General features: G+C 43.2%; 32 protein-coding genes. All 32 read right to left on the bottom strand.

Going from position 1 to position 23,163, the window contains the following annotated elements; genetic code table 11:
* Positions 1-6: 6 nt before the first annotated feature.
* The 32 genes from B0I26_RS05245 to B0I26_RS05110 all read right to left on the bottom strand — a co-directional run bounded on the left by B0I26_RS05245 (position 7) and on the right by B0I26_RS05110 (position 23,161).
* Positions 7-417 carry a phosphoglucomutase gene (locus B0I26_RS05245; RefSeq protein WP_111644415.1) on the bottom strand — a complete coding sequence of 137 codons (411 nt, stop codon included), beginning with the start codon at positions 415-417 and terminating at the stop codon, positions 7-9.
* 3 nt (positions 418-420) lie between these two features.
* Positions 421-1,458 (bottom strand): baseplate J/gp47 family protein, encoded by a 1,038-nt coding sequence (locus B0I26_RS05240; protein ID WP_111644414.1) that lies wholly within the window; start codon positions 1,456-1,458, stop codon positions 421-423.
* On the bottom strand, positions 1,451-1,861 hold the full coding sequence (locus B0I26_RS05235) for a DUF2634 domain-containing protein (protein ID WP_111644413.1): 411 nt from the start codon (positions 1,859-1,861) through the stop codon (positions 1,451-1,453). The genes B0I26_RS05240 and B0I26_RS05235 overlap by 8 nt, the downstream gene beginning before the upstream one ends.
* Positions 1,861-2,118: a DUF2577 domain-containing protein gene (locus B0I26_RS05230; RefSeq protein ID WP_111644412.1), complete on the bottom strand. Its 258-nt coding sequence runs from the start codon at positions 2,116-2,118 to the stop codon at positions 1,861-1,863. Before B0I26_RS05230 ends, B0I26_RS05235 begins: the two co-directional genes overlap by 1 nt.
* Positions 2,118-3,077, bottom strand: a complete 960-nt coding sequence (locus B0I26_RS05225) for an XkdQ/YqbQ family protein (protein ID WP_111644411.1) — start codon at positions 3,075-3,077, stop codon at positions 2,118-2,120. The genes B0I26_RS05230 and B0I26_RS05225 overlap by 1 nt, the downstream gene beginning before the upstream one ends.
* Positions 3,078-3,080: 3 nt before the next feature.
* The gene (locus B0I26_RS05220; RefSeq protein WP_111644410.1) at positions 3,081-3,755 is read right to left on the bottom strand and encodes a LysM peptidoglycan-binding domain-containing protein; all 675 of its coding nucleotides are present in this window, start codon (positions 3,753-3,755) and stop codon (positions 3,081-3,083) included.
* Positions 3,755-6,004 carry a tape measure protein gene (locus tag B0I26_RS05215; RefSeq protein WP_111644409.1) on the bottom strand — a complete coding sequence of 750 codons (2,250 nt, stop codon included), beginning with the start codon at positions 6,002-6,004 and terminating at the stop codon, positions 3,755-3,757. The genes B0I26_RS05220 and B0I26_RS05215 overlap by 1 nt, the downstream gene beginning before the upstream one ends.
* A 183-nt stretch (positions 6,005-6,187) precedes the next feature.
* Entirely contained in the window at positions 6,188-6,589 is a 402-nt protein-coding gene (locus B0I26_RS05205; RefSeq protein WP_111644407.1) for a phage tail assembly chaperone, read from the bottom strand.
* 15 nt (positions 6,590-6,604) lie between these two features.
* Entirely contained in the window at positions 6,605-7,069 is a 465-nt protein-coding gene (locus B0I26_RS05200; protein ID WP_111644406.1) for a phage tail tube protein, read from the bottom strand.
* Between the two features lie 21 nt (positions 7,070-7,090).
* A complete protein-coding gene (locus tag B0I26_RS05195; protein WP_111644405.1) occupies positions 7,091-8,389 on the bottom strand; it encodes a phage tail sheath subtilisin-like domain-containing protein in 1,299 nt (432 codons plus the stop codon).
* 2 nt (positions 8,390-8,391) lie between these two features.
* Positions 8,392-8,574 carry a hypothetical protein gene (locus tag B0I26_RS18220; protein ID WP_245934714.1) on the bottom strand — a complete coding sequence of 61 codons (183 nt, stop codon included), beginning with the start codon at positions 8,572-8,574 and terminating at the stop codon, positions 8,392-8,394.
* The gene (locus tag B0I26_RS05190; RefSeq protein ID WP_111644404.1) at positions 8,549-8,956 is read right to left on the bottom strand and encodes a phage tail terminator family protein; all 408 of its coding nucleotides are present in this window, start codon (positions 8,954-8,956) and stop codon (positions 8,549-8,551) included. The genes B0I26_RS18220 and B0I26_RS05190 overlap by 26 nt, the downstream gene beginning before the upstream one ends.
* A complete protein-coding gene (locus B0I26_RS05185; RefSeq protein WP_111644403.1) occupies positions 8,946-9,344 on the bottom strand; it encodes an HK97 gp10 family phage protein in 399 nt (132 codons plus the stop codon). Before B0I26_RS05185 ends, B0I26_RS05190 begins: the two co-directional genes overlap by 11 nt.
* A complete protein-coding gene (locus B0I26_RS05180; protein WP_111644402.1) occupies positions 9,344-9,709 on the bottom strand; it encodes a hypothetical protein in 366 nt (121 codons plus the stop codon). Before B0I26_RS05180 ends, B0I26_RS05185 begins: the two co-directional genes overlap by 1 nt.
* A 1-nt stretch (position 9,710) precedes the next feature.
* A complete protein-coding gene (locus B0I26_RS05175; RefSeq protein WP_111644401.1) occupies positions 9,711-10,052 on the bottom strand; it encodes a head-tail connector protein in 342 nt (113 codons plus the stop codon).
* Positions 10,053-10,054: 2 nt separating this feature from the next.
* A complete protein-coding gene (locus tag B0I26_RS18215) occupies positions 10,055-10,198 on the bottom strand; it encodes a hypothetical protein (RefSeq protein ID WP_181502732.1) in 144 nt (47 codons plus the stop codon).
* 13 nt (positions 10,199-10,211) lie between these two features.
* A complete protein-coding gene (locus B0I26_RS05170) occupies positions 10,212-11,036 on the bottom strand; it encodes a N4-gp56 family major capsid protein (protein ID WP_111644400.1) in 825 nt (274 codons plus the stop codon).
* A gap of 22 nt (positions 11,037-11,058) precedes the next feature.
* Entirely contained in the window at positions 11,059-11,619 is a 561-nt protein-coding gene (locus B0I26_RS05165) for a phage scaffolding protein (RefSeq protein WP_111644399.1), read from the bottom strand.
* A gap of 121 nt (positions 11,620-11,740) precedes the next feature.
* Entirely contained in the window at positions 11,741-12,025 is a 285-nt protein-coding gene (locus B0I26_RS05160) for a hypothetical protein (protein WP_055358623.1), read from the bottom strand.
* A complete protein-coding gene (locus tag B0I26_RS05155) occupies positions 12,018-13,373 on the bottom strand; it encodes a minor capsid protein (protein ID WP_245934713.1) in 1,356 nt (451 codons plus the stop codon). The genes B0I26_RS05160 and B0I26_RS05155 overlap by 8 nt, the downstream gene beginning before the upstream one ends.
* Positions 13,366-14,790 (bottom strand): phage portal protein, encoded by a 1,425-nt coding sequence (locus B0I26_RS05150; RefSeq protein ID WP_111644398.1) that lies wholly within the window; start codon positions 14,788-14,790, stop codon positions 13,366-13,368. The genes B0I26_RS05155 and B0I26_RS05150 overlap by 8 nt, the downstream gene beginning before the upstream one ends.
* Before the next feature lie 13 nt (positions 14,791-14,803).
* On the bottom strand, positions 14,804-16,066 hold the full coding sequence (locus tag B0I26_RS05145; protein ID WP_111644397.1) for a PBSX family phage terminase large subunit: 1,263 nt from the start codon (positions 16,064-16,066) through the stop codon (positions 14,804-14,806).
* The gene (locus tag B0I26_RS05140; protein ID WP_111644396.1) at positions 16,053-16,562 is read right to left on the bottom strand and encodes a terminase small subunit; all 510 of its coding nucleotides are present in this window, start codon (positions 16,560-16,562) and stop codon (positions 16,053-16,055) included. The genes B0I26_RS05145 and B0I26_RS05140 overlap by 14 nt, the downstream gene beginning before the upstream one ends.
* Positions 16,563-16,611: 49 nt before the next feature.
* Entirely contained in the window at positions 16,612-16,761 is a 150-nt protein-coding gene (locus B0I26_RS18210) for a hypothetical protein (protein WP_181502730.1), read from the bottom strand.
* A gap of 148 nt (positions 16,762-16,909) precedes the next feature.
* A complete protein-coding gene (locus tag B0I26_RS18205; RefSeq protein WP_181502728.1) occupies positions 16,910-17,074 on the bottom strand; it encodes a hypothetical protein in 165 nt (54 codons plus the stop codon).
* A gap of 192 nt (positions 17,075-17,266) precedes the next feature.
* On the bottom strand, positions 17,267-17,797 hold the full coding sequence (locus B0I26_RS05135; RefSeq protein WP_111644395.1) for a hypothetical protein: 531 nt from the start codon (positions 17,795-17,797) through the stop codon (positions 17,267-17,269).
* A 1-nt stretch (position 17,798) separates the two neighbouring features.
* Positions 17,799-19,175, bottom strand: a complete 1,377-nt coding sequence (locus B0I26_RS05130) for an SNF2-related protein (RefSeq protein ID WP_111644394.1) — start codon at positions 19,173-19,175, stop codon at positions 17,799-17,801.
* 12 nt (positions 19,176-19,187) lie between these two features.
* Entirely contained in the window at positions 19,188-19,463 is a 276-nt protein-coding gene (locus B0I26_RS05125) for a PDDEXK family nuclease (protein WP_111644393.1), read from the bottom strand.
* A 311-nt stretch (positions 19,464-19,774) separates the two neighbouring features.
* Positions 19,775-22,195, bottom strand: a complete 2,421-nt coding sequence (locus B0I26_RS05120; RefSeq protein ID WP_111644392.1) for a virulence-associated E family protein — start codon at positions 22,193-22,195, stop codon at positions 19,775-19,777.
* Positions 22,196-22,205: 10 nt separating this feature from the next.
* Entirely contained in the window at positions 22,206-22,370 is a 165-nt protein-coding gene (locus B0I26_RS18200; protein WP_181502726.1) for a hypothetical protein, read from the bottom strand.
* Positions 22,371-22,442: 72 nt separating this feature from the next.
* Positions 22,443-22,685: a hypothetical protein gene (locus B0I26_RS05115; RefSeq protein WP_111644391.1), complete on the bottom strand. Its 243-nt coding sequence runs from the start codon at positions 22,683-22,685 to the stop codon at positions 22,443-22,445.
* On the bottom strand, positions 22,685-23,161 hold the full coding sequence (locus B0I26_RS05110) for a dUTP diphosphatase (RefSeq protein WP_111644390.1): 477 nt from the start codon (positions 23,159-23,161) through the stop codon (positions 22,685-22,687). Before B0I26_RS05110 ends, B0I26_RS05115 begins: the two co-directional genes overlap by 1 nt.
* Positions 23,162-23,163: the final 2 nt, after the last annotated feature.

The raw sequence follows: 23,163 nt of genomic DNA, 5'->3' as shown, positions 1-23,163 counted from the left end.
ATTCTTTTACCCCCTTACAAATGTTCCGCCGTCGATAATCCCCTCGGCTTTGTATCGCTCCAATTCCGTTTGTGTGGCTGTGATAGCATCCTGCAAAGCATTCACGTCATCAGCTTCGACCGTATCGCCGGGCGTCTCGTATGAAACATACAGTTTCGGAACATCCGCAAAAATTTTGATCGACATGCGCCATGGGCGTTCGGACGGAACCGACAAAACGAATTGGTCGATGCGATTCCCTGTCATTTTTGATCCTGTATACACACGGACTGTGTCTTTCACAACGTTGTCATGGCGCAATTCCCCTTCATACACGCCATCGACAGGAACAACTTCTTCTTCAATCGCATACCGATTGCCGTCGGGCTTTTTATTCAGTTTGATTGGAAATTGGTCAATTTTCTCCGGGTACGCCAACCACTACACCCCCAATACAACCGAACCAAGAACAGGCACCTCGTCATCTTGAAGCGCAACATTAGCTGTGCCGCCGTTCAGTGTCAACTCGCTGTAGTCGATTACGCCTGGCGTGTTTAACAGGAGAGTTCCGATTTTCGCATAGCTAACGTAGGTTGTTGAAAAAGCTGTTTCCTGCAGGTATTTGCGACACTGTTGGGCAAATACATCTTGTACGTCTTGTAATGTATATCCTGACGCAAGAACAACGGTTGCGGAAACATCGATGGGCTTTCCTGTTGCGGAAACAACTGTCACCGTTGCTCCGATTGGTCTCACTTGTTCGATATATTCACTCACTTGTGCTACTAATTCATTAGCTGCCGGCTGCATATCATTGTTAACAATCGTTACTTTTATAGTACCCGGTCCATTCCAAAGAGGCGTTACTTTTGCCGCACCAACACCAACAACTTCTGTCGCCCATCGCTTATAATCATTTGCATTCCCACTAGTGCCAGGCTCTCGTACTTTTTGCAAAAATCGTTTTCGAAGTGAATCATCACTCTCTTCATCCTCGCCAGGAATGAGAACATCCGATAATATCGCCGTTCCCAACCCTTCAATTGGTTCTACCGGGAGCAGATTTCCAAATTCCTGATTCCCTACACTACCTGCAGTTTCTGCCCGCATACGAAACTGACCATCTACTATTTTTTCAGTAGCTACATAGACCATATCATTAAGCCTAAATCGGCTTCCGATTGGTACGTTGAACGGTGACGCATTTTCGTCAGTAAATATACCTTTTCGAATTGCAGATGTGGCTTCTTTTTTGTAAACACCAAAATCGGCTGCACGACGTTTGAGATATTCACCTGTCGATGTTTCACCAAACGCCAAACGCAAAATAACATCCAACTCCGTATACATCTGTGCCAATTCCATCGCAGCAGGCGCCAATGCGTCATAAATGATGGAACCTTCTTGTTTATCAACATCATCAGGCACTTGGTCGAGCATTCTTTGCAAAATAGCCTCAAACGTTTGATGCTCAAACAATGCCGTTCACCTCCTTGGACATTTCTATTTTTCCGTATACAGTTTGACACACGAATGAGGCGATAGCCGAATCTCCTTGGAATTGGATGTTCATATCTTCAACTGATAGGACGCGCGTATCCTGTAGAACGGCTTCTTCAATTCTTCGTGGCAATTCCGCCTGGACAAAAAGCCTTTCCTTCCCTGTTAAGTTTTCGAAGCCGTAGTCATCGCTATAAATTAGATGTTTAAAACGTTCAGTACTTAGCATTTTGAAGATGGATTGTTTGATAGCTTCTAGCCCATCAATCATCCCCGCACATCGCCCGTTTTCAAAGTCCAAGCGATAAGTTTTACTAGGCAAAGTAGAGGCATCGTTCACTTCCAAATCTTCGAGCAAAATATCTCCAGAAGGCAGAACCATCACTTCACCACCTTATCCAAAACAATGAATTGCTGACCGCCCTGCACACGCAGCAAAACCACTCTATCTCCCCTTCTTACATTCGCCTGATCTACACGTTCCGTGATCACTAAAAAATCTTCCGTCAGTCTCAACTTTTGATGTATTTGAATCTCAAGAGGGCTTTCGGATACAACTGTGCCAAACAAAACATTAACCGGATTTGTCGCTTCCACAGATTTCACAGCAACAGTTTTAATCAAATCTACTAAACTCATCAGATCACCTTCAATTCTAGTGACATCGTGTGTACGCCACCTTCCCAGGTATGCGTGCATTCATCGACGAGAAAATATTGTTTGATGCCAATTTTCTTCAAATATATATATACAAAACATCCTGCGCGCACTTTCCAATGACCGAGGCAGTTGAGTTTTAGCGTTTTCGTCTCCCGATTCCGCAATTTAATCAGCTTGTCTAACAAATCCTTGATTTGTGCCGCATTCATTTTCTCATCGACTTTCCGGAATTCTTGAAGTCTACCCCACTTAGCGATATTCGCACTGTCTTGAGCAATATAAACTTCCCGTTTGCCCGTATCCTTGTTATCCTGCACCAATTTGATGCGATTGTATGTTTCATCGTCAATCGATTTCTTATAGTCAAAATCAAAAAGCAGACTCTCTTCTCCAATATAGAAGTCGTCTGCTCGAATAGCCATGTTATTGATATTTCGTAATTCCAATGAGCCAAAATTATCAAAAAGCACATAATTTCGATTGGTTGCGATTAAGGTAGAATCTAAAAACTTTGATACCACATCCAACGCTTTTTTATTGTCTTCTACCATTGCCGGTACTTTATATCCTGTTTCTTCAAACGTTCCGATTTTTAATCCTGCATCGGCAGCAATTTTCTTTATACCGGCCGTGGCAGTAGTAGCAGAAAACACAAACGTGTCATTGTACATGAGATATCGCAGCTGATCGTATGCTTTCACACTGAAATCACTACTAGCATTAAAGCTTGTTTCAAACACATAGCCGTAGAAAATCTTGTATGATCCATCTGTTACACGAATCACTGCTCCGCTATTAATCGGGAATTTCGTTGGATCCTCTAGCACTAACTTCGCATCTAATGTTCCTGCTTTGCCAATCCGATTTGTTTTCCATTGAACACTTGAAACCGGCATGTCCCACACTGTACCATCACGATTATCAATCAATACTTCCACTATTTATTTCACCCAACTCGGAGGAATCTTCAGCACCAGACCAATTGGAAGTTTACGCAATTGGCTGTCTTTAATCCCGTTTAATTTTTGCAGTTCTGGATAGTTGCTTCCCTTCCCTGTGTAATATTGCGCCACCTTCCATAAACTGTCCCCTTTTTTCAGAGTGTATGTTGTCGGTTTAGGTTTCGTGTTTTGCCGCGTCGGGGTGTTCTTCACGACTTGCGGTGGCGCTGTTGTCGTTTTCGGTTTGACTACTTTCATTTTCTTCGGACTGAATGGCACGTATTTTTTCAGTTCAAGCGAAAAATTCACATCCTCGCTACCGAACGATTCATCATACTCAAATCTTTCGATCGTGACTAATTCGTTGATCGTAAACGAACCATTCACATAGATGTAGCGAACCGGTTGCCTATTTGCCATCCACTTCTTAATCAAGTCAATATAATATTTCGGTTGTTTAAACGTTGTTCCCGAATAATGGGAGGGTTGAGCAGGGAAAAACGATTCAAGGGAGAAGCTTTCAAGTTTCATGTGTTTCGGAACGTTTACGCGCCCCAGCGATGCGATTGTAAACTCCTCCCCGTCTCCTTCTGTTTTCACATTCACTTTTTCGGGGTTGATCGGCAACCGAAACATTTCACGATCGTTGATAGAAAAATAGATAGCTCGCTCCATCACGAGTACACTCCTTCAGCCGATCTCGCAATTTCGTTGACCATGCTTTCTTCGAATTTTCTAATGAGTTTGTTGACGTCCACTTCATTCCGAATATCACCGGTTTGCACTTGAACCGTCGGCGTCAAGGTGATGAAATTTTGAATGGACTTGATCGTTGCTAACTCTTTGAATACCTGCAGATCCTCTTCCGCAATATTAATCTCGTCGTCAATTTTCCCAATTTTATCGAGCTTCCCACCAGTAGGGTTCTTGTTTTTTTCATCTCCAAGTGGATTGGTCATCCCCGGACTGTTAGCGATTTGATTTCCAAGAGTTTGAGAGGGCAGCTGCTTGAATGGATTATCTGTTTTCCCGTTAGGAATTAGACTTTTCGCTTTATCCAGCACCCCTGCCAGTTTATTGGACACACTCTTACTGACATTAGCACCAGCTGCATTTCCTGCAGCAAACGCATTAGGAATGCTCATTAAGTTCATTCGCGGAATACTGACTACATTTCTGCTACTTGTAGGAGCTTTGAGATTTGCAGCAAAGTTTCTCAATCCACTTGAGATATTGCTTACCGACCCAGCGCTTAATTTACCAACTGTACTAATGTTTACGCCTGGTATTTTGTTAAGTACTTTGATTAAGCCGTTAACTGCGCTAATTGCGATATTTGCTCCGGCAACAAATGCTCGAGCCAGCGCATTTGCAGCACTATCAAAAGAACCAGCTAACGCTGCCATATTATCAATGACCATTTTCGCTAAGTCATAAAATAACTTCTTAACTGCGTATGTCGGGTCGATGAATACATTAATCAAAAACTCTGCCAAAGCCGCAAATAAATTCCATATATTTAAAACATTATTCCAAATAAAAGCTCCTAGCGCCGCAAACAATCCAGTGATAAACCCGATGACCGCAGCCGTTTGGTCTGCCCAAGCTACCGTCGCGTAAATGACCAAAGCGAGTAGTGCAATAATCCCCAGCAATACCCACGTGGCTGGGGAGCTAAGCATAGCTGCATCGTATACCCATTTTGCGGCTGCTGCCATGAGGGTAGCTGTTCGCACTATCAACCATTTCGCCGCAAGGCCGAGTAAAATGAGACCAATCCCAGCTAAAATCGATCCAATCACAATCAGAATAGGCGCAACCCACGCCCAATTTTCTTCAAAAAACCGACCAACTGCCCCGATCACTCGGTATAAAAACTCAAGCGTGTCGAAGACGAAGTCCATCCCTGCAATAAAGACTTTAACAAAAAACATGGCATGCTCCGCCATGACCGCAAACGCATCTGAGTTCACGAACTGGTTGAACCGAATGAACAGAGGTTCAAATGCACGAAATGCCCAGTTTTTAAACATGGTCATGGCGTCGCCAAATGTTAACGGCATGTTTTTGAATTTCTTTTCAATTTCATCTGCCGCATTAAAGAGTGCGGCTTTGATGATATCAGCCGTAATCGTTCCGTCTGCTGACATTTCCTTTAATTCACCTTTTGTTTTGCCGGTGAAATCAGCAATTGCTTCTGCAAGCAACGGCGCATTTTCCATGATGGAACGAAACTCATCGCCTTGTAGTTTTCCTGCTGCCATCGCTTGCGTGAGCTGATACATACCCGCTTGCCGTTCGAAAGTAGATGCACCCGACACAGTGAAGGCCTTGCCCATCAATTCAGAAAATCGGATGATTTCATCATTGTTTTTAAACGCATCTTCTGCCAACAATCCTAATTTAGAAACGGAATTGGCCATATCGATATAGCCACTCCGGCTTTTTTGAGCTGCTTGATACACTTTTTCTTGCAGTTCTGCTTGTGTTTGCAAACCGTCATTGATGTTAGCTAAACGTGCAGATGTAGAAACATAAGCGTCTGATGATTGAACGAATGACTGAATTCCTGTTTGAATCCCTTGTAAGGCGGCAAAAGCTGCTGTCGATAATAAAAATGCGCCAAAAAACTCTTTAACAGCACCTGTTGCTCGACCGATTGGAGGAGGCAAACTGGTAAACTTCGACTGGAGTGGTGTTAAAGAGTTATCCGCCTGTTTGGAAGCTACAATCAAGCGTTCTAAATCAGCCGATGCGTTCGTAATCGCTTTACGCGCTTTTACTAACCCTTTTGTATCCAATTGATTCGCGGTTGCATCCATCTTTTCCATGACGCGAATGGTTGCATCCATCGCGCGAATCATTTTCATTAACGGTCCTGTCAATTTATCGTTTAGCGCTAACGTTGTTTGAACCCCAGCCATTCGCTCACCCCCTTATTTTACTTTTAATGCGATCATGTTCCTCTTTTTCTTTCTTCAGTTCTAATTGAATGCTTGCAATCACAAACGCTTTTTCTTTTCGGTCCATTTCTAAAAACTCATGCGGACGCCAATGAAAACGGTGGAGAGCCACATGCGCGTAGAACGCCTCTCCACCTTCTTCAATTAGTTTTTTGCTTCTTCAATCTCCTCGTCCATCGTCTTATCCAGTCCTGAAATTTCAGTGACTTTTTCAAGGATCTGATTGGCTTCTCCCAAAAGGAACATTTCAGAAAAGAGCTTGTCCGCTCCTAACACTCCGTAGGACTCCTGTAGTTCGCGATCGTTCAAATCAGGATAAACGATCGACGCTACACAAATTTCACGATTGTACTTCACGACATCAAATACTCGTTCCATTTTGCCGCCTTTGCCTGGGCGAAACTTAAAGCAGCGTTCGTTAATGGCATCGGCTTCACCGGCAGTCAACGGTCGGAGCATGATAGGCTCTTCGAAACGGTCCAGTTTTAGTGAAACATTTTCGCACGGTTTCACGTTCCCTTTTAAAAAGGCTTTAAACTTGCTCATACAACCAACTCCTCCTTAGCTAATGGTTTTGAATTGATCCAACAAATTGAAATCGTCAAATGTGAATGAGACTTCATCTTTCAGTACATCGTCTGAATCCCCATCCAACTTTGCAATCAACGTGCTATCTGGCACAATATTTTTAATGACAGCTGTCTGTTTTCCAGCCGCGCTTGTAATATCTGCGTTCACCAACATGGCATCAAACATCGGTGATTTTCCACTTTTCAAATATTCTAATGCCATAGCACGAATTTCTGGACGATGATAGTAATACGTCATATTTCCCTTGCCGTTCGCACCAACAATTTTACTTCCATTCATCCGCGCTCCCACACGCTTTACCTCAGCTTTGATATACTCAATGGTTGCATCGAATTTGATGATTTCAGCAAATTCATAAGACTTCCCATCAATCGTGATATATAACATCCCTTCTTTCGAAGAAATGGCGTCTTTTGACTCCATCACGCGTGGCATATTCATCACCTCCGGTTATCTCTACTTACATGCAACGGTCATGTAGAGTTTTTCCATCGCATCGACGAATTTTAGACCCATGTTCACCAGCACAGCGTCCTTTTCATCGCCTTGCTGAATGACGATTTCATCTGGATTGTAAGGCTCCAAAGCACCGACACGTACCAGTGGATCCAGCACTGTTTTCATAATTTCTTTTTTGAACAGGTTACGACCATCGTCGTTATTGTTTACCTTCCCGATGAAATATTTGGAATAGATATACTGCGTATTGTCTGAAACGATATCCATTTCGCGGACAATTTTGTTTTTGCGAAAATCTTGATTTTTTGTTGGCGTAAATGAACGGAACGTATTAATGTCTTGTTCTACAACGACCGCATCGCGATTGAATGTATAGACGATGTGGCCATCTTTCAACGCCTGTTCGATTTCCTCGTGTGTTTTACGCTCGCAATCTACCGCGCCCGGATATTCGGTATAGGTAAGCGAATTTGTTCCAGCGCTCGCATAGGCCGCCGCATACCAATACAGCGCTTCTTTTGCCGATAGCTGCTCATTTCCTTCAAGCGTAACACCGTTGAGAACGGAAACCACACCTTCATGATCGGCAGCATTGTAATTGTTGGTGACGAGCGTAACGTTTTTGCCGTAATTCTCACGCCATTCTTTTACTTTGAGCGCCAGCAGCGCTTTCACTGTTGAATCGTCCGTACCAACAGCGACCACCTTGAAATCTTGTGTATCAAGACCTGCCGCAAATTCAGCATACGCATCATTCGTTGTCGTTCCTGTTGTTCCGCCAGCTAGCGTCAACGTGACATCGGATATCGGCAGTTGCCCACTGAATGCAACAAACGCATTTGGCTGCAGTTCCGCGATATCCGCCACCGTTTGCGTATCAACGACAGCCCCGTCAAAGTATGTTTTCACCGTTGCGGTCCCATCTAAATTCACCGTAACGACGACAGAAATTTTATTACCGTCCAATCCAGCGTATTTGGCTGTAGCCGTTAATCCTCCACCGGTTGCTGTTGCTTTCGTTCCTTCACTGTTCAAATTAAAAATCAGCACTTGGCCAGTCGCTTTGAACGCTTCACGAACTGGAACAATGCTGCTTAAATCTTTCCCAAGCACTTCTTTAAACTTCGTGTTAGGTGTAACCTTCACAAATTTCCTCGTTTCGCCCCAGTCTAGTTTTAAAGGAATAGCCACTACTTCATTGGCATCCGGCACCGTTGTGTTTAGGCTATTCGTTTCAAAGTTGATATAAGCACCAGGACGAATTTTGTTTTGTGTTTTCCATGTGCCACCGGCCATTATTACTTAACCTCCTTCTTTTTCCATTCATTTAAGAGGGAATCCACTTCTTCTTTCGTGTACGTTTTCGTATCATCTAAAAGAACTTCAAGCAACAAACGGTTTTTTGCATATTCCGGTGCATGAAGAAAAGCCGATTTTCCATATCGCACTTGTTTTTCAGTTTGTTTGGCCAATCCAAACACCTCCTAACGTTTGCATCTTCGTTTCGTCCGTCACTTCTTGCAGGCGTATAGACACATCGAATGTGATTACAAGTGCATCGTCTTGTTTTACCCCTTCTAATCGATGCACATGATACTTGTTGGCGATATATTGGAATTCCGTTTGAAACGTTTCAAACACGTCATCGCATTCACTATCCACTTCGGTCGATTGTGGAAAATATACAACATTCCATGAATACGTCCGCCACACTTGTCCTTTGATTTTCCGTTCTTGTTCAGACTGAATCATACGTACAAGAAAAGCAGGAGTTTGAAGCCCCTGCTTAATTTTCTCGTCGTATACTCTAACATTTCCAAACACTTGTTTAATCTGTTGAATGATGAGTGCTTTAATCTCCAAAGATCCGCCTCATCTCCTTTTCGATCTCCCGTTTCCACATGTTCGGGGCGATTTTTTGTATGTCATTCATCGTGAGTTTCAACATGAACCGTCCTTCTACCCAGCCGACGGTTTGCCCGGCGATGACAATTCGATGTCCATTTTCGACAAAAGAAGCATATTCCGTTTGATTGTAAATGTGAATGTAATACGTATCTCCTTTGCTCAGCACATAATATTTCCAATTGTTTCTCAGATTCCCTGTATCAACTGGCGTTAGCTTTTTTACCTTTCGGATGGCCAACTGTGCAATACGTTGAGCGACTTTCATTTGCACTTGGTGAGCGATTTTATTGAGCTCCACTAAACGCTGCTTCAATAACCGCACTTCGCTGAATTCATAACCCATTATGCATAACCCTTTCGAATTAATAACACCTCTTGATGGGTTACATACACAAATGGCTCTTTTGCAGACTCATATTTTACTCCATCTACAATAAACTCATCTCCAGCTCGCACATCAAATTCGCTTGACATGAATAGTTTGACATAATACTGAATCGCATTCACTTCATCTTGAACCGTGTTGTTGAATGTTTGCATTCCAACAGTGGAAAGGCGACAAGGCACTCCTTGGTGCTTTGTCACCCAATCCATTCCATCCGCGCCGTTTAGCTTTTGATATTCTTCATAACGTCGAATTTCGGCTGTTTTATCGTACATGAATTCTACCGCCGATTTTGCTTTTAAAAAAATATCCCGAACCAACATGCTACCACCTCATTTTGCGAAAGCGATACAGCTGCGTTTGATACGTATTTAAGATTGCTTCTGTCGCTTTCTCTCCTTGACTTTTTTCAGCCGTATCAAACGCCACTTGTACATCACCTTCTTTAATGGACTTTACCACTTGCGATGAATCGGGATCATTTTTGCGTTCCAAACGAATCATATCGACAACCATGTTGGCATGTACATACTTCAGTTCGTCCGGGATATCATCGCGATTACAGAAATTTTTAATCGCTTGCCCCACTTCTTCAATATACAAGAGCAAGCGATCATCAGACGGTGGATTGTCCAGCTTGGTTTTGACAATATCAAGGACTGTCATCGTTATTCAGCTGCCTTCTCCGTCGGTTTCTTCGTCCCTTTTTCCGGCTTTTCTTCCACTTCTTCATATCCGGCTTTTTTAAAGGCAGCTTCTTGAACATCGTTGTTTGCGATTAAAATTTTACTTCCATTTTTAAACTTTTTCAAAATCGCTCACTCCTTACACTACTGGCTTTTGGTGTACGTAAATGGCGTTCTTTTTGTTTTCGAACACAAACGCATCATAACGGATTCGGCCTTCAACAAGCGTACCATTAATGCCTGGTGGATTTTCATGTGTAACGTAATCTGTTAGTTTAATAGGCGCCACCGTAGCCATTGGATGCGTAATAAAGAATTCCACGTTAGCTGGCAAGTAAGAAGAAGGTACTGTAATTAAAGGGATGCCGTCAATTTCCCCAACTTGCCCTTTCATCAATGCTGTTTGCGCTAAATCAGACGCTTTGATAAATGAAGGGTCCAAACGAATTTGCTTGTAGAAATTCGGACCAATGTAGGCCACACGGCCAACCAACGGCACTTTTAAGTCAGTAAGTGTTGTTGTTGCATCTAAGAATGCTTCATATGCGTTATCTTTTGTGATCGATGCCACAGCTGTATTCCCAGCATTTGCACAGATGACTGCAAAACGATAGATGTCCACTTCTGGAACAACAACCTCATCAATCTGACGAGCAAGTGCCTTGCCTGCTTCCATGACACCCATCGTATCTTGTTTTGATTTGTTATCAATTGTGAATGTGAAGGAACGGTCGCGCGTCACTTTCATTTCTTGCACGCTGTTTTCCAATTCGGCCGGCGTGCCATAACGATTGGTTCCTGTTGGTGTATAATCTTGCATCGGCACCGTTGGAACCGAGAACACTTTGACTGTTTCAACTCCGACCCATTCTAAATCTTGGTTGATGGCCCCCTCCGAAAGAGATTGCTTTTTAAAACGTTCATCAACATACGGTGCATACTTTTCAGCGTAGTTAATTGGCATAGTTCACAACCTCCTGTTTGTTTTAAATAGAATTAAATCCTGCTAAAAATGGATCTTCTGGTTCATTACCAGCGCTCGGGCTCCCCTCAGCCGGCTTGATACCTGTAATTTTTGGTTGGTTGCTGTCTTCAGGCACAAATAAAAAGGACTTGGTTTCTTGCAGTGTCTTTAACTGCTCATCCAGTCCTTTTTTGATGTTGCCGTTTTCGTCTAATTCAATTGCATTTTTATCGAGAAGCGAAGCAACTAAATCGGCGTCATGCACTTTTCCGTTGATCGCGAGTTTAATCGCGCTGTTGAGTTGCGTTTCTTTGATTTTTGCCTCATATGCTGCCTTCTCGTCTTTATATCGCTTCTCTAATTCCGCAAGCTTCGTTTGTAGCTCTTCATTTCCCTCAGCTTGCTTTTTTAGCTGTTTTAAGTCGTTGTCGCGCTGCTCAAGCTGCTTTTTCATATCATCAAGGTTGGCTTTCAACTCATCGACTTTTGTCTTGTGAGCTTCAACGGACTTCCCATGCTCGGCCATGATTTTGTCAATGGTTTCTTTCTCCAACCCCAAACTTTCAAGAAATTCGCGTTTCATTTCCATTCCTCCTGGCTACGTTTTTTTACGTGGTTACGGCCACGAACCCTTTTGTTCTTTAACGTCTACAAATAGTAAAAAGACGAGAGGAAATAAAAAAGCACATAACCGTTTTGTTTGGTTAGGTGCTTTTATCTAGCAAATTCTTAATCACTTGATATTTTTCTTGCACAACTTGTTTCAACTCTTCTTCTCCAATGTAGTCACTATAGTCTTGCCTATGAATCGGATCTGGTTCGTACCAACTGCATGCTTCCGAAATATCATCAAACGCATCGATATACTTTTCATCTAAATCTGCATTATCGAAATATGAGGCATACATAGCAGGAAAATCATAAGAAAATTGCTCTGGCGGCAAATCCCCTTCAAGATAATCTTCAACACACCTCAATAAATCATCCATCGATTTCCCTCCAGTCTTCTTTTGGTTTTGAACGAGCAACAATACTAACGATCTCACCGGTATCATTAGCTTGTATTACCGCAATGCCGTCTTTAAAATAAACCGTTTTATCTCCCTCTGCTTGATGATATCTTTTTCCTGTCTTAAGCACATCTAAAACATCTTCTTTTGTAAATTTTCTTTTTCCTTTGCTTTGTTTTTGACCCAGCACACGATTCACAGCATGTTCTTTAAAGGAAAATCCTTCATTTTTAAAATATTTAAAGGTATCATTCATTTTTTGAAGATATTGCTTGGAGTACTGTCCAGGATTCCTTATCTCCAGTGTATTCCCTTTGATGTGTCTATTATACCACTCATCATACGAAACGGAATCCACCAACCCATTCATCGACTGACGTTTTTCGCCATGTGTGTATTCCGATTCATCAAAATACGGAATCGTCGTCGTTCGGCAGCGTACATGAAACGGTGGTGCATTTGTTCCTGGTTTGTAATCTTTCACGTTATAAACCTTGCCGTCTTGGTATCTACAAATATCCGATGTTCGCATATCGAGCGTGGCCAAAATCTCATATTTCTCCATTCCCGCATCACGATAGCTGTTGTGCGCCGCCAAGTTATGAAAGAAGCTTGCTTCTGTTCGCACTAGCGCTTCAGCACGCGAGTATGCCACATCCGTCACTCTCACAATTTCTTTGGCCGTCCGATCGATGGACCGGCCGATGATGAAGCTTTGTTCGAGCGACTTTCGAATTTGTTGCATTGTTTCTTGCTCATGTCCCCAAATTCGTTCCGAAAACTCTTTGCCACTCCAGTTATAGGACATCACTTCGCGCATCGTGCTGTCGTCGAGTATTTGAACATTTGCAGGTATACCAGCCATCGCAAAGTCGTACATGAAATGATAGTACGAGTTGTGATATACATCGACCAAACCGGTATACGTGTAGTGTTGCAACCCGTTTTTTCCACCGTATAAATCCAGCATGATCATTTCGATTTGCGCATGAAGCAGTTCTAAACGAGAAATTCGAACGCGATAACTAATGGCGTTTAACAAATTTTCATACTGTGGATTTCCCTCGAGGGCCATGGCGCGAAATCGGACCAAATCGACTTTCTTAAATTCTTCGATTTCTTGAGACGTTAAAATCTTTTTAGCCTCATACAATGAAATTTTGTTATCTCTCGCATACCTTGCGTAAAATGCTTCAATCTGCTGCAAAATATCGCGCTGTGCTTCCTTCAATCGTTGCTGCATCTGCGCCAGGTATTTGTCGGCAATCAACTGCGCTTCCTGTTCTCTTTGCGCGGCACGCTGCGCCCAATACTCCCGGCTACTCATTCATGTTCCCATCCTTCGCTTGCTGCCGAAACGCTCCTTGATAGCCGTTATACATTCGCTCCTCTTCCTGCTGCTTCTTCAATCGTTCTTCCACTTGCTCCGTGTACCACGGATGATTTTCACGAATCGTCTGATCGTCAAGAATGCCAACCGACGCCTGGCAATTGGCGATCACTTCTGACTCGTTGATGATGATGTCGCGGTTGAAAATGATTTGAATCGGTTCGTTCGTGAAATCGCCTTTTCCGGTCATAAGCAAGTATTGGTCGATGAACCAAATCAATTGCTCAAGGCTGGACTGGAATTCGGTTTCGAGAATATTGCAGTCCATATCTAAATCCGAGTACCGGTATCGCAACGCCACGCCACTTGCGTTGCCTAAGTTTTCATCCTGGGTATCGACACCGCGACCGAATTCATAAATAGCTTTGCGGATTCGAAGCAGCTCTTTTTCCACTGCATCTGTTTGTAAATCAGCTTGTAGCTTACCTACATCTCCGTTTTCATCTAACTTTACCGCCCGATATCGGTTCAAATCGTTTAGAAATTCTTGTAAGTCAACGCCGCCGTAATTCACAAGCTTGTAGATGAAATTCGGAATATCTGCCAACAAGTCCGCGTTTACCGATGCTTGCAAATTGTAATCGTCAATCAATGACTTGATACAATCAATGAGTGGCTGCTCTTCTTCGTTATACTTAAATGGAATGAGTGGAATACGCTCCCACAAATATGGTTGATCATCGATCGTAAAATGAAAATTGGTTTCTACGCCGGCCAACACATCTGGAACGAGTGTGTCAGCTTCCAGCACATAGTATTTGATCCCTTTTGGATGGTGATACTCAACTTTCTTTTGTTTTTGCTTTTGCGTGTTCGTGTACACTACTTCTTCATACACACGAATAAACGACGCAATCTCCTCGTGATCGTTATCCTTCCAAAACGGAATAATTTGCTCGCTCGGAATCTTTTTAAACGCCAGCTCGCCTTGCTCGTCGATGTACACATACAAAAAAGCGATCCCCTTATTGATCGCTTCTTTGCCGAGATTTTTAATCACTTTGAGCAAACGCTTATCAAACATATCTTGCATGATTTTGCGATAGTCTTTGTTTTCTGTCGCAATCGTCGGCTCCTTTGAAAGCAAGTATCCGACTTTCTGATTTACGAGCTTCTTCACGAAATCATGCGCCAGCTTTTGATTCGAGCGCCACGTAATGTCTTGATTCTTCTTCTCGATATCCATTTTTGTACGATAATATCGCTCGCCAAGCAACATAAGCTGTCGCTGTTCGCTGGTTTCCCAGTCTTTAACCACAGCCGCCAAAAGCTGTTCATCCGTCATCATTCCTTTGGCCAACTCCGCCAATGCTCGCTCATGCCAAGGTGCTCGAAATAAATCTTCTATTAGCACGCGATCACCTCCTCTATTTCAAGATTGATACGGATGGCCGTTTCATATCATCTTCAAACGCATACCGTGTGGCATCGATCGTATGGTTATTTTTATCCTCCAGCTTTGGTTTTGGATTGCCGTCTGCGTCAACTTGGTAATCGATCGATTCAAACTCCCTCGCAATGTTTGGAGTGCGCTTCGGATCAATGATAATCGCTTCTAAGTCATCAAGCCACTTCTCGCCGTATTCCACGCTTCCCGCCCCCTTCTTAGCGCCTTTAATTCGCGGAATGCCGTGCTCTTTCTTCATCTCATCCACCGACTTTGGTTCGGCACTGTCCGCAATAATCGGTTCGAGATGATAGTTTTTTGCTTTGATTTTTTCGGCTGCTTCACGATTCGACAGCTTCACACCATATATTTCATCAATCGCATAAATCGTTCGCCGTGTTTTATCATAGTGCCAACGCACAAACGCAAACGGATCCACACCATAACCCCAGTCAATTCCCTGGCGGATGTTATCAAATCGTTTAATTTCACCGTCTGTAATCGTTCGAAACACCAAATTATCAAACGGCACCACACCACTACCAATTGGTTCACCAAGATATTCATGTCTATATTTCATTTCATTCGTTCGTTTCGTATGCTCCGCCTCTTCGATGAAATCCTTTGACAAAAACGGGTTGTCCAGATACGTTGAATGGTGGACAAAAGTATTTTCAGGGACAAATTGCGTTTCATACTTTTGATTGACCCAAGACTGTTTCCGTTTCGGCGGGTTGTAACTGTAAAAAAACGTATAACGTATTCCTGGCGGCAGCTGTCCGCGTAACACCGATTTTTCGATGACGGACACTTCTTCTTCCGTCTTAAACTCGGCCAGCTCCTCAATCCACATGATTGCCAGTGGGAACTTCGATGCTTTAATCGATTTGATTTTTTGTGGATCATCGGCGCCACGAAACAAAATACGGTTTCCTCTCGGTAGATAAGTAATCCGCATCGGATTGACTGTAACCTGAAAATACTCGGTCACACCTAATATCTCCATCGCTTCTTTCAACTGTTCCAGTACCGAATCCGCCAGCGTGTTCCCCACACGCCGAACAACTAACGCCGTAACTGGGAATCTCATAATAAGTAGCAACACCATCATGGCGATGTGCGTAGACTTTGCGCTCCCACGCCCACCTTTCATAACATAACGCAAGTAACACTGTTCTTTCACAAGCGCCCAGACCTTTTGGAATGTCGGCGTGAAGATTTCAGAAAGTCTAATCTGCTTCATCTATCCCACCAATGTCATCGATGATTTGGATGCCAAAATTTGCGTCGATTTGTTGGCGTTCGGTCCACATTGCAAATCGTTTTCCAAGCAAATCAAGTGCTCGGATTTTATCGGCTAACCGAATTTCCCTTTCCACCCCTTGGCCATTTTCTGTCGGAATGATTTTTACTTTTACACTTGCGATTGTAGCTGTATCATCAATCGTAGCGTCTTCACGAATGGTTGCATTTGTCATATCAATAAGGTCTGGAGCGTTCACAAATGCGATACGGGCCAATTCTCGCAAAACACGCTCTTGATTAACACCTGTCCGCTTTGAAAGCTCCGCCATGCGTTCGTCTATATACGCGCGAACCTTAACGTTTTTTAACAATCGTGAAGCTTGTTCAGCTGCGGTTTTCGGACTATAGCCAGCACGAATCGCAGCCTGTGTTCCATTTAAATCAATTAAATACTCCTCTACAAACCGTTTTTGCTTTTCTGTCAACTTTCGCATCTACATTCTCACCTGCCTCCAAATAAAAAAGCACCTCCGAAGAGATGCTTTACTTAGATATCTCAAAACTTTCTAAGCTATGAACTTTAGATTCTACTTTCTCAAATGCTTCGCGGTATTTTCTGAAAAACTCAACGGATGTACGGGTACCTCCCCATGGTGCGATTAGTTGACCTATTCTCTTTAATTCTAATTCCATACAAAAGCCTCCTTTCACCTACTTAATTAGACAAAAGGAATCATTTTCCTACATCATCCGTTCGACAAAACAAGACAAAATTCTTTGAAGGAAAAAACGATGCGTGTGTAGTATTTTTGATGACGAAGTCATCAAAAATACCGATAAATTACTTCCTCCTAATCGCCCCACGAACACGTTTATATTTCGGGCGATTGACTCCCATAATTTCTAACCAATCTCGTTTGCTCATTTTCTCCGTCTTTTTTGTATGATTTATTTTCTTTAGTTTTTGAATTTCATCGTTAGATAATTGTTCGTATAACTTAAACATCCCGATCACCCCAATGCGATAAAATAAGTGTCCGACTCAAAGCCGGACACTCGAAATGGGAGGAAATAATAAATAAAAAAGCAATCCGATTCGGATTGCTTTCATCCTAATTAGCTGATTATAAACTTTGTCACACTATCATCATAGCACTGTCCTATAGACCTGTAAATGACGTCTTTTTGACACGAACTGTCATTCATAGAATCTGATACTATCAACTCCAAATATCAGTGTTGACAAGGCTTTGCACGCTCGTTCTACATCTCGATAAACCGTTCGAATGTCAGTTTTATGACATGTCGCAATTTCGGCTGCTGTAAATTTTTTATCGGAAATGTACAAAAGATATATTGTTTGATAACTTCGCTTGTCTTCTTCTTTTTCAGACAAATCACACATCACTTTATAAACTGCCAACATTTTATCGATGAACTTCACCATCGCCATCGTTCGTTCTTTACTGCGTTTGATCGATTCAATCGCTAGTTCCTCTTTCCCCCACTCGTCCAACTGCAAATGCTCGTCTAAATTTTTCAGCTCTTGAGGGATTGATTCGCAATGACGTTTAAAATTTCGGTAGTTTCTTAAAAGCAATTTTGTATTTCGTAAACGACGATCACGTTTCTCTTTTTCTTGTTTTTGTCTTTCTTTTTCAAGATGTTCTAAAACTGCTTGTGCGGCGATTTTCGAAATCGTCTCTATTTGCTTTTCACTTAGTTTCACGTCATGCACCCTCCTGCACCTTTTCAATTCTCGCTTTCAACGCTTGCAACAAACGTTCTTGTGTGCTTGATTTATCTGATAAAGCAGCTACCACGTCTTCATCCACTCCCCCTTCAACCACTAAATGGTGAACGATGACTTTTTCAGTTTGTCCTTGCCGGTGAAGACGTTTGTTTGCTTGCTGATAGAGTTCCAAACTCCAATTAAGTCCAAACCAAATGACGTGATTTCCTCCTTGCTGCAAGTTTAGTCCGTATGCCGTGCTTGCTGGGTGGGCTAGTAAAATATCAATCTGTCTGTTATTCCAATCTGTTTCGTCTTGCGGTGTCTTTAGCTCTCTTACCCTTAAACCTGTTTTGGCCAAAGCTTTTATCAAACGATCTTTGTCGTGTTGAAAATTGTAAAACACCAAGGCAGGTTTCCCATTCAATCCTTCAATCAACTCCATAAACGCTTCAATCTTGCAGTCATGGATATTGACGATGTTTCGATCTTCGTCATAGACGGCGCCGTTGCACAGCTGCAGTAACTTGTTTGTAAGAACCGCGGCGGATCCGGCGTCAATCGTGGCGCCATCCACTTGAAGAAGCATTTCAGTTTCCAACTTGTTATAGGCTTTTTTGGCTTTACTGTCTAACTTGACCGGCACTGTATTGTAGATGATATCCGGCAATTCTAAATAGTCTTCTGCTTTCATACTGACGCAAATATCACCGATGAGATTTTGAATCGCTTGGTCGGCCCCGGTTTTCGGTGCATATGTAAATACTCGATCGCGATTCCGTTGGTCCGGCTCGAAATACCGTTCCCGGAATCCGGTGATGGTTTTTCCCAGCCGTTGTCCGCCATCCAGCAGGTACACTTGCGCCCAAAGATCCAACAACCCGTTTGGCGCCGGCGTCCCGGTCAGTCCCACCATCCGTTTGATGTGGGGCCGTACCCACTTCAACGCTTTGAATCGCTTGGATTGATGGTTCTTGAAAGACGAAAACTCATCGACGACGACCATATCAAACGGCCACTGATTCCGATAATACTCGACTAACCAAGGCACGTTCTCCCGGTTGATGACGTAGATATCGGCTGGTGTGTTCAGTGCCCGGATCCGTTTGTTTTCAGATCCCAAGCAAACGGAAAAACGCAACAACTGCAAGTGATCCCACTTTTTCGCTTCTCGGTCCCACGTGCTTTCGGCTACCTTCTTCGGTGCGATGACTAGCACTTTGTTGACCGCAAATCGATTGTATTTTAGATCATTGATGGCGGTTAACGTAATAACCGTCTTGCCAAGGCCCATATCCAAAAACAAGCCGAGCGCGGGCGTGTTTAGTAGTCGATTGATACAGTATCGCTGGTATGCGTGCGGTATAAACTTCATTCTCCAACACCTCTATCCGTAACACTTGATGAATTCATCTACTTGTTCTTTGCTGTCTATGACTAAAACCGTACATCCCAAATTTGTTAGTTTTCGATGCTGCGCCAGTTGCAACTTTGTCGGCTTTTTCCTTGGCGCTTTCAACTCAACAAAGATGATACGGCCGCCCGGAAAAACGACAATGCGGTCAGGCACTCCTGCATTCCCTGGCGATTCGAATTTGTAGGCAATGCCCCCGTGTTCCTTCACTCGTTTGCGTAGATATTCTTCAATCTCTTTTTCTCTCACCGACCAATGCCTCCTTGCTTGTCTACTTTGTCTACTTTGTTTCCATATGCGCATATATAGTGTAAAAATAGGGCGTTAGGCAGTATAAACACGCTCCTAATTTCTCTAAATCCTCTATTTTTTTATTTTCTTTTATATAAGGTATACAAAGTATACAAAATATAATAAAAATAGCTGTATCAAGGAATTGGGCGTATACTTTCTTGTATACTTTCTCATTTTTTCAAAGTATACAAGGTATACGTTACCTTTTTTTGGTAAGTATACAAAACAAGTCAAAGTATACTAAGAAAGTATACAAACGCACGTTCTTATTTCGTGCGGATATATCCACCTTTTATTAATCCGTAAGGCCCGTATCGATAAGGATTTTTCTGCTTTTGCCACCCTTCGATTTTGTCTAGTATATCGTTGATGGCCATTGTATCAGATCGTTTCATATTGCGAATTTCTCCACCCAAGCATTCTACCCATATCTCGGCTGCGCAGATTCGATCTCGTTCCACTGTTTCGGTTTCAATCTTGCCGAATTCCGATGACCAGTAGAGTCTTCTTGACCCGATATCTCGTTTCTGCCAATCAACTGGCACTTTTCGTTCCACGAATTCTCGAATCATGCCTTCTCTTGGATCCTGCTCAGCATGTCCTTCCTGTTGTCTTTTCGCTTCTTCCTCAAGTTCGCCACTTAGAATCAGCGACTCGCCCAGCCGCCAATACATCACGGCTTCTGCCCACAACTGATCCACTTCCCCATCTAAGTCGGTGAAAACATTTTTAGTTGGTTTTTGTATGCCTACATCAACTGGCCAAAAACGTCTACCGCCGGTCGAATCCTTTAAATAGTCATATCGGTTGCTAGTTCCAAAAAACACGCAGCGTCTCGGGTGTTTTTCAGCTTTTCTTGCATAAGCCGCCCGGTATTGATCCTCCGTCCGGCTTAAGAAGCCTTTAATCACATTCAAATCCGACTTGTTATAAGCGCTCATTTCTCCAATCTCTACAATCCAGACCCCTTGCAGCAACTCCACGGCTTCTTTTCCTTCAAAGGTCTCAATACTGTTGGAAAACCAAGATTTCCCCATTTTTTGAATGAGAGTCGTTTTTCCTAATCCTTGCGCGCCGGTTAAAACGGGCATGGTGTCATATTTAATGCCTGGCGTCATCGCTCTTGCGACTGCAGCAACAAAAGATTTACGTGTAACAGCCCTTGTATAAGGCGTATCAGCCGCCCCTAAGTAATCAATAAATAAAGTATCTAATCGTTTAACCCCATCCCATTTTAAGCTGTTTAAATAGTCCACCACAGGATTAAATCGGTTCTTAGAAGCACATTGATTCAAAGCATGTTCGAGCTTTTCGCGCGACTGAAAGCCTAGTATTTTTTCAATATATATGGCCAGCCCGGAATCATCCTTGCCGGTCCACCGGAACATCCCTGTTTCATCTTCCCTTGGCGCCCATGGAAACGGGGCTATTCCGACAATCGTATCAGAAAACGTATCCAACCGTATTTTCCCTTTTAGTTGAGGATCCCCTTCCATTGCGATCAGAATGTTTTCAATCGTTTTCAACGGTTGGCCTGTAGTTGGACTAATTTTGAGCTTTCTAATCCAGTTCAGGTCGTTTTCTTTCGCTGGAACATGTTCATCCGTTTTCCCAAAATCCTCTAAAGCTCTTTCATACCGTTCCTGGTTGATGATGGCCGCCACGCCCGCATCGTTCAAGGCAAACGCGCACATCTCCGTAAACGAAGGCAAGCGATTGGTCGGGGTATCCGGTTTCACTTCGTCATCAAGATCGCCAAACTTGTGCAAACGGACTAGGTCAAAGGCGTTGACTAACCGACCACTGCAAGGGTCGGTGGCGTGGTGGGAATAAAGAAACAGTCCATTTTCATACACAACAGCACCGCCGACGGTTGAACCGGCAACATAGGTGTATCTGTTCATATCGCTGTCAACCGGCTCATAAACGCCAGGGAGAAACTTTTCAATCGCTTGATGGATGTTGTACTGGCGGCAAAACGCCCCGACGACGCCTGATTTTTCAAGAGGATTGCCTTGCTTGGCCGCCAGCCGAACATGTTTGGATTCATCTCCCGGCACTTGCGGCCATTCGTCGATATTCCGCCAATCGTTGTATAACGAGAGCAACCCGTCTACATCAAGAAATGGCTTGTCTGCGTACTGGAATACATATTGACTATCTGCACAACAAGATGGCCAATACATGAGTCGATGCGCTTGAAATGTGGTTGGGTCCATGAACTGAATACCAATGATAGAAGCTAGTTTTCTTGCCAACGGCTCATATTCATCGGCTGTGGCTGTTCGGTTCAACGGGACAATCACCCGTAAACGCGGTTTTGCTTCTTCATGTTTACGGGTGCTGTACACCGCATACGCGCAGCCGAGCCCTTCAAGACGACGTAACACGTCATTCGTGCCACCGGCAGGAATGTTATCCATATCCAACGTGATCAAGTCCCTGCCGATGACGTGATTGGCTTTTCGGCGATTGTTGGCCAGTTTCCCGCCAACAAACCCACCGACGTCTTTCAATTCATCCTGTTCACGTTTGGGTAATTTGAGGTATTCCGCCAGGGTTTCCGTACCTCGTACGGCTGTACGGAGCCTGTCCACCATCTCTGACCAATACAGCGTTTGAGCTGGCCATTGCGTGGCTTTTCGATTCCCTGCAGCTGATATTGTGATTTGTCTGTCGTATTGCATAAAGGATCACCTAGTTCTTTTTACTGTTTGGAGACTGCTTCTTGAGTTCTTGGACTAGCATATCAAACACGGCTTCTTTCGAGATTCCGTGTTTTTCTGATAAACATTCCACTCGAGCCTTTAAATATCCAATGGAGTACCATAATTTTTGTTCTTGAGTAATCGGTTTGAGCATTGCCTTCCCTCTCTTTCCTGTATGAGATTTGCCAATTACATATCATCTTCGTACTACGTATCATCGTTTGTTTTATTCCTCTCTCTTCCCCTTCATGAACTCCAAATAATGCTCCCGGATTCTCCATGCCATCTTTGACCCAATTCCCGGGATTTCTTCCAATTTTCCAAGCCACTCCAATATAATTTTTGTATCCAATTCATTTTGTCGCTTGGCTCCTGCGTCAAATCCACGATTCCATGCAGTCATGATCTCTAGGCGAAAGGGAGAAGCTGTTTCCTCCCTCTCACGTTTGATTTTGCGTCGCAGGCTCATCAATACCCACTCTCCTGGCGCTGGTGATTCACCGTATTCTTCTGCATATAGGCTTTCTCAATCTGCTCCCAGGTGAAACCGAGCATCTCACCAAGTCCAATGTAAGCATTAAACAAACGACTATAACCATGTGCCCAATAAGCGCTAGCATAAAGATATATTGCAGCAAACTGTTCGAATACTGTTGCTTGCTTAATCGGATGAATAGTCATACATTGATATAGAACGCCTTGCTCTAGTCCGATAGACAGAAGAAAATGTAAACCGTCAACATATTCAACCAGTGCTTTTTCGTAATTGTTTTTCTTATTGCTCCAAAATTTAAAGATTTCCGGTAATTCGTTGGCCAGTTCACCCAACTCTATGAGAAAGGCCATTATTTTTTTAGGTATCAACTCTTCTTCTCCGAGACCTTTTTCACGAATAATCCGTTCATCCAAATGGCGCTGCAACTCAAACAATTTTTGAAGGTTCACTG

This window comes from Paranoxybacillus vitaminiphilus (assembly GCF_003259935.1).
GTDB classification, from domain to species: domain Bacteria; phylum Bacillota; class Bacilli; order Bacillales; family Anoxybacillaceae; genus Paranoxybacillus; species Paranoxybacillus vitaminiphilus.
The sequence above is the reverse complement of the archived record's forward strand: the minus strand, read 5'-3'. Positions and strand labels throughout refer to the sequence as shown.

What these genes read in the sequence shown, in the direction of transcription:
- B0I26_RS18205 (WP_181502728.1), bottom strand. Translation starts at nt 17,074, where the DNA reads ATGTTTAAGTTATACGAACAATTATCTAACGATGAAATTCAAAAACTA.
- B0I26_RS18210 (WP_181502730.1), bottom strand. Translation starts at nt 16,761, where the DNA reads ATGGAATTAGAATTAAAGAGAATAGGTCAACTAATCGCACCATGGGGA.
- B0I26_RS05140 (WP_111644396.1), bottom strand. Translation starts at nt 16,562, where the DNA reads ATGCGAAAGTTGACAGAAAAGCAAAAACGGTTTGTAGAGGAGTATTTA.
- B0I26_RS05165 (WP_111644399.1), bottom strand. Translation starts at nt 11,619, where the DNA reads ATGAAACGCGAATTTCTTGAAAGTTTGGGGTTGGAGAAAGAAACCATT.
- B0I26_RS05120 (WP_111644392.1), bottom strand. Translation starts at nt 22,195, where the DNA reads ATGCAATACGACAGACAAATCACAATATCAGCTGCAGGGAATCGAAAA.
- B0I26_RS05180 (WP_111644402.1), bottom strand. Translation starts at nt 9,709, where the DNA reads ATGTTGGTTCGGGATATTTTTTTAAAAGCAAAATCGGCGGTAGAATTC.
- B0I26_RS05175 (WP_111644401.1), bottom strand. Translation starts at nt 10,052, where the DNA reads ATGACAGTCCTTGATATTGTCAAAACCAAGCTGGACAATCCACCGTCT.
- B0I26_RS05130 (WP_111644394.1), bottom strand. Translation starts at nt 19,175, where the DNA reads ATGAAGTTTATACCGCACGCATACCAGCGATACTGTATCAATCGACTA.
- B0I26_RS05195 (WP_111644405.1), bottom strand. Translation starts at nt 8,389, where the DNA reads ATGGCCGGTGGCACATGGAAAACACAAAACAAAATTCGTCCTGGTGCT.
- B0I26_RS05220 (WP_111644410.1), bottom strand. Translation starts at nt 3,755, where the DNA reads ATGGAGCGAGCTATCTATTTTTCTATCAACGATCGTGAAATGTTTCGG.
- B0I26_RS05115 (WP_111644391.1), bottom strand. Translation starts at nt 22,685, where the DNA reads ATGAGCCTGCGACGCAAAATCAAACGTGAGAGGGAGGAAACAGCTTCT.
- B0I26_RS05145 (WP_111644397.1), bottom strand. Translation starts at nt 16,066, where the DNA reads ATGAAGCAGATTAGACTTTCTGAAATCTTCACGCCGACATTCCAAAAG.
- B0I26_RS05230 (WP_111644412.1), bottom strand. Translation starts at nt 2,118, where the DNA reads ATGAGTTTAGTAGATTTGATTAAAACTGTTGCTGTGAAATCTGTGGAA.
- B0I26_RS05155 (WP_245934713.1), bottom strand. Translation starts at nt 13,373, where the DNA reads ATGAGTAGCCGGGAGTATTGGGCGCAGCGTGCCGCGCAAAGAGAACAG.
- B0I26_RS05215 (WP_111644409.1), bottom strand. Translation starts at nt 6,004, where the DNA reads ATGGCTGGGGTTCAAACAACGTTAGCGCTAAACGATAAATTGACAGGA.
- B0I26_RS05205 (WP_111644407.1), bottom strand. Translation starts at nt 6,589, where the DNA reads ATGAGCAAGTTTAAAGCCTTTTTAAAAGGGAACGTGAAACCGTGCGAA.
- B0I26_RS05200 (WP_111644406.1), bottom strand. Translation starts at nt 7,069, where the DNA reads ATGCCACGCGTGATGGAGTCAAAAGACGCCATTTCTTCGAAAGAAGGG.
- B0I26_RS05235 (WP_111644413.1), bottom strand. Translation starts at nt 1,861, where the DNA reads ATGGTTCTGCCTTCTGGAGATATTTTGCTCGAAGATTTGGAAGTGAAC.
- B0I26_RS18200 (WP_181502726.1), bottom strand. Translation starts at nt 22,370, where the DNA reads ATGCTCAAACCGATTACTCAAGAACAAAAATTATGGTACTCCATTGGA.
- B0I26_RS05185 (WP_111644403.1), bottom strand. Translation starts at nt 9,344, where the DNA reads ATGGGTTATGAATTCAGCGAAGTGCGGTTATTGAAGCAGCGTTTAGTG.
- B0I26_RS05170 (WP_111644400.1), bottom strand. Translation starts at nt 11,036, where the DNA reads ATGCCAATTAACTACGCTGAAAAGTATGCACCGTATGTTGATGAACGT.
- B0I26_RS05160 (WP_055358623.1), bottom strand. Translation starts at nt 12,025, where the DNA reads ATGGATGATTTATTGAGGTGTGTTGAAGATTATCTTGAAGGGGATTTG.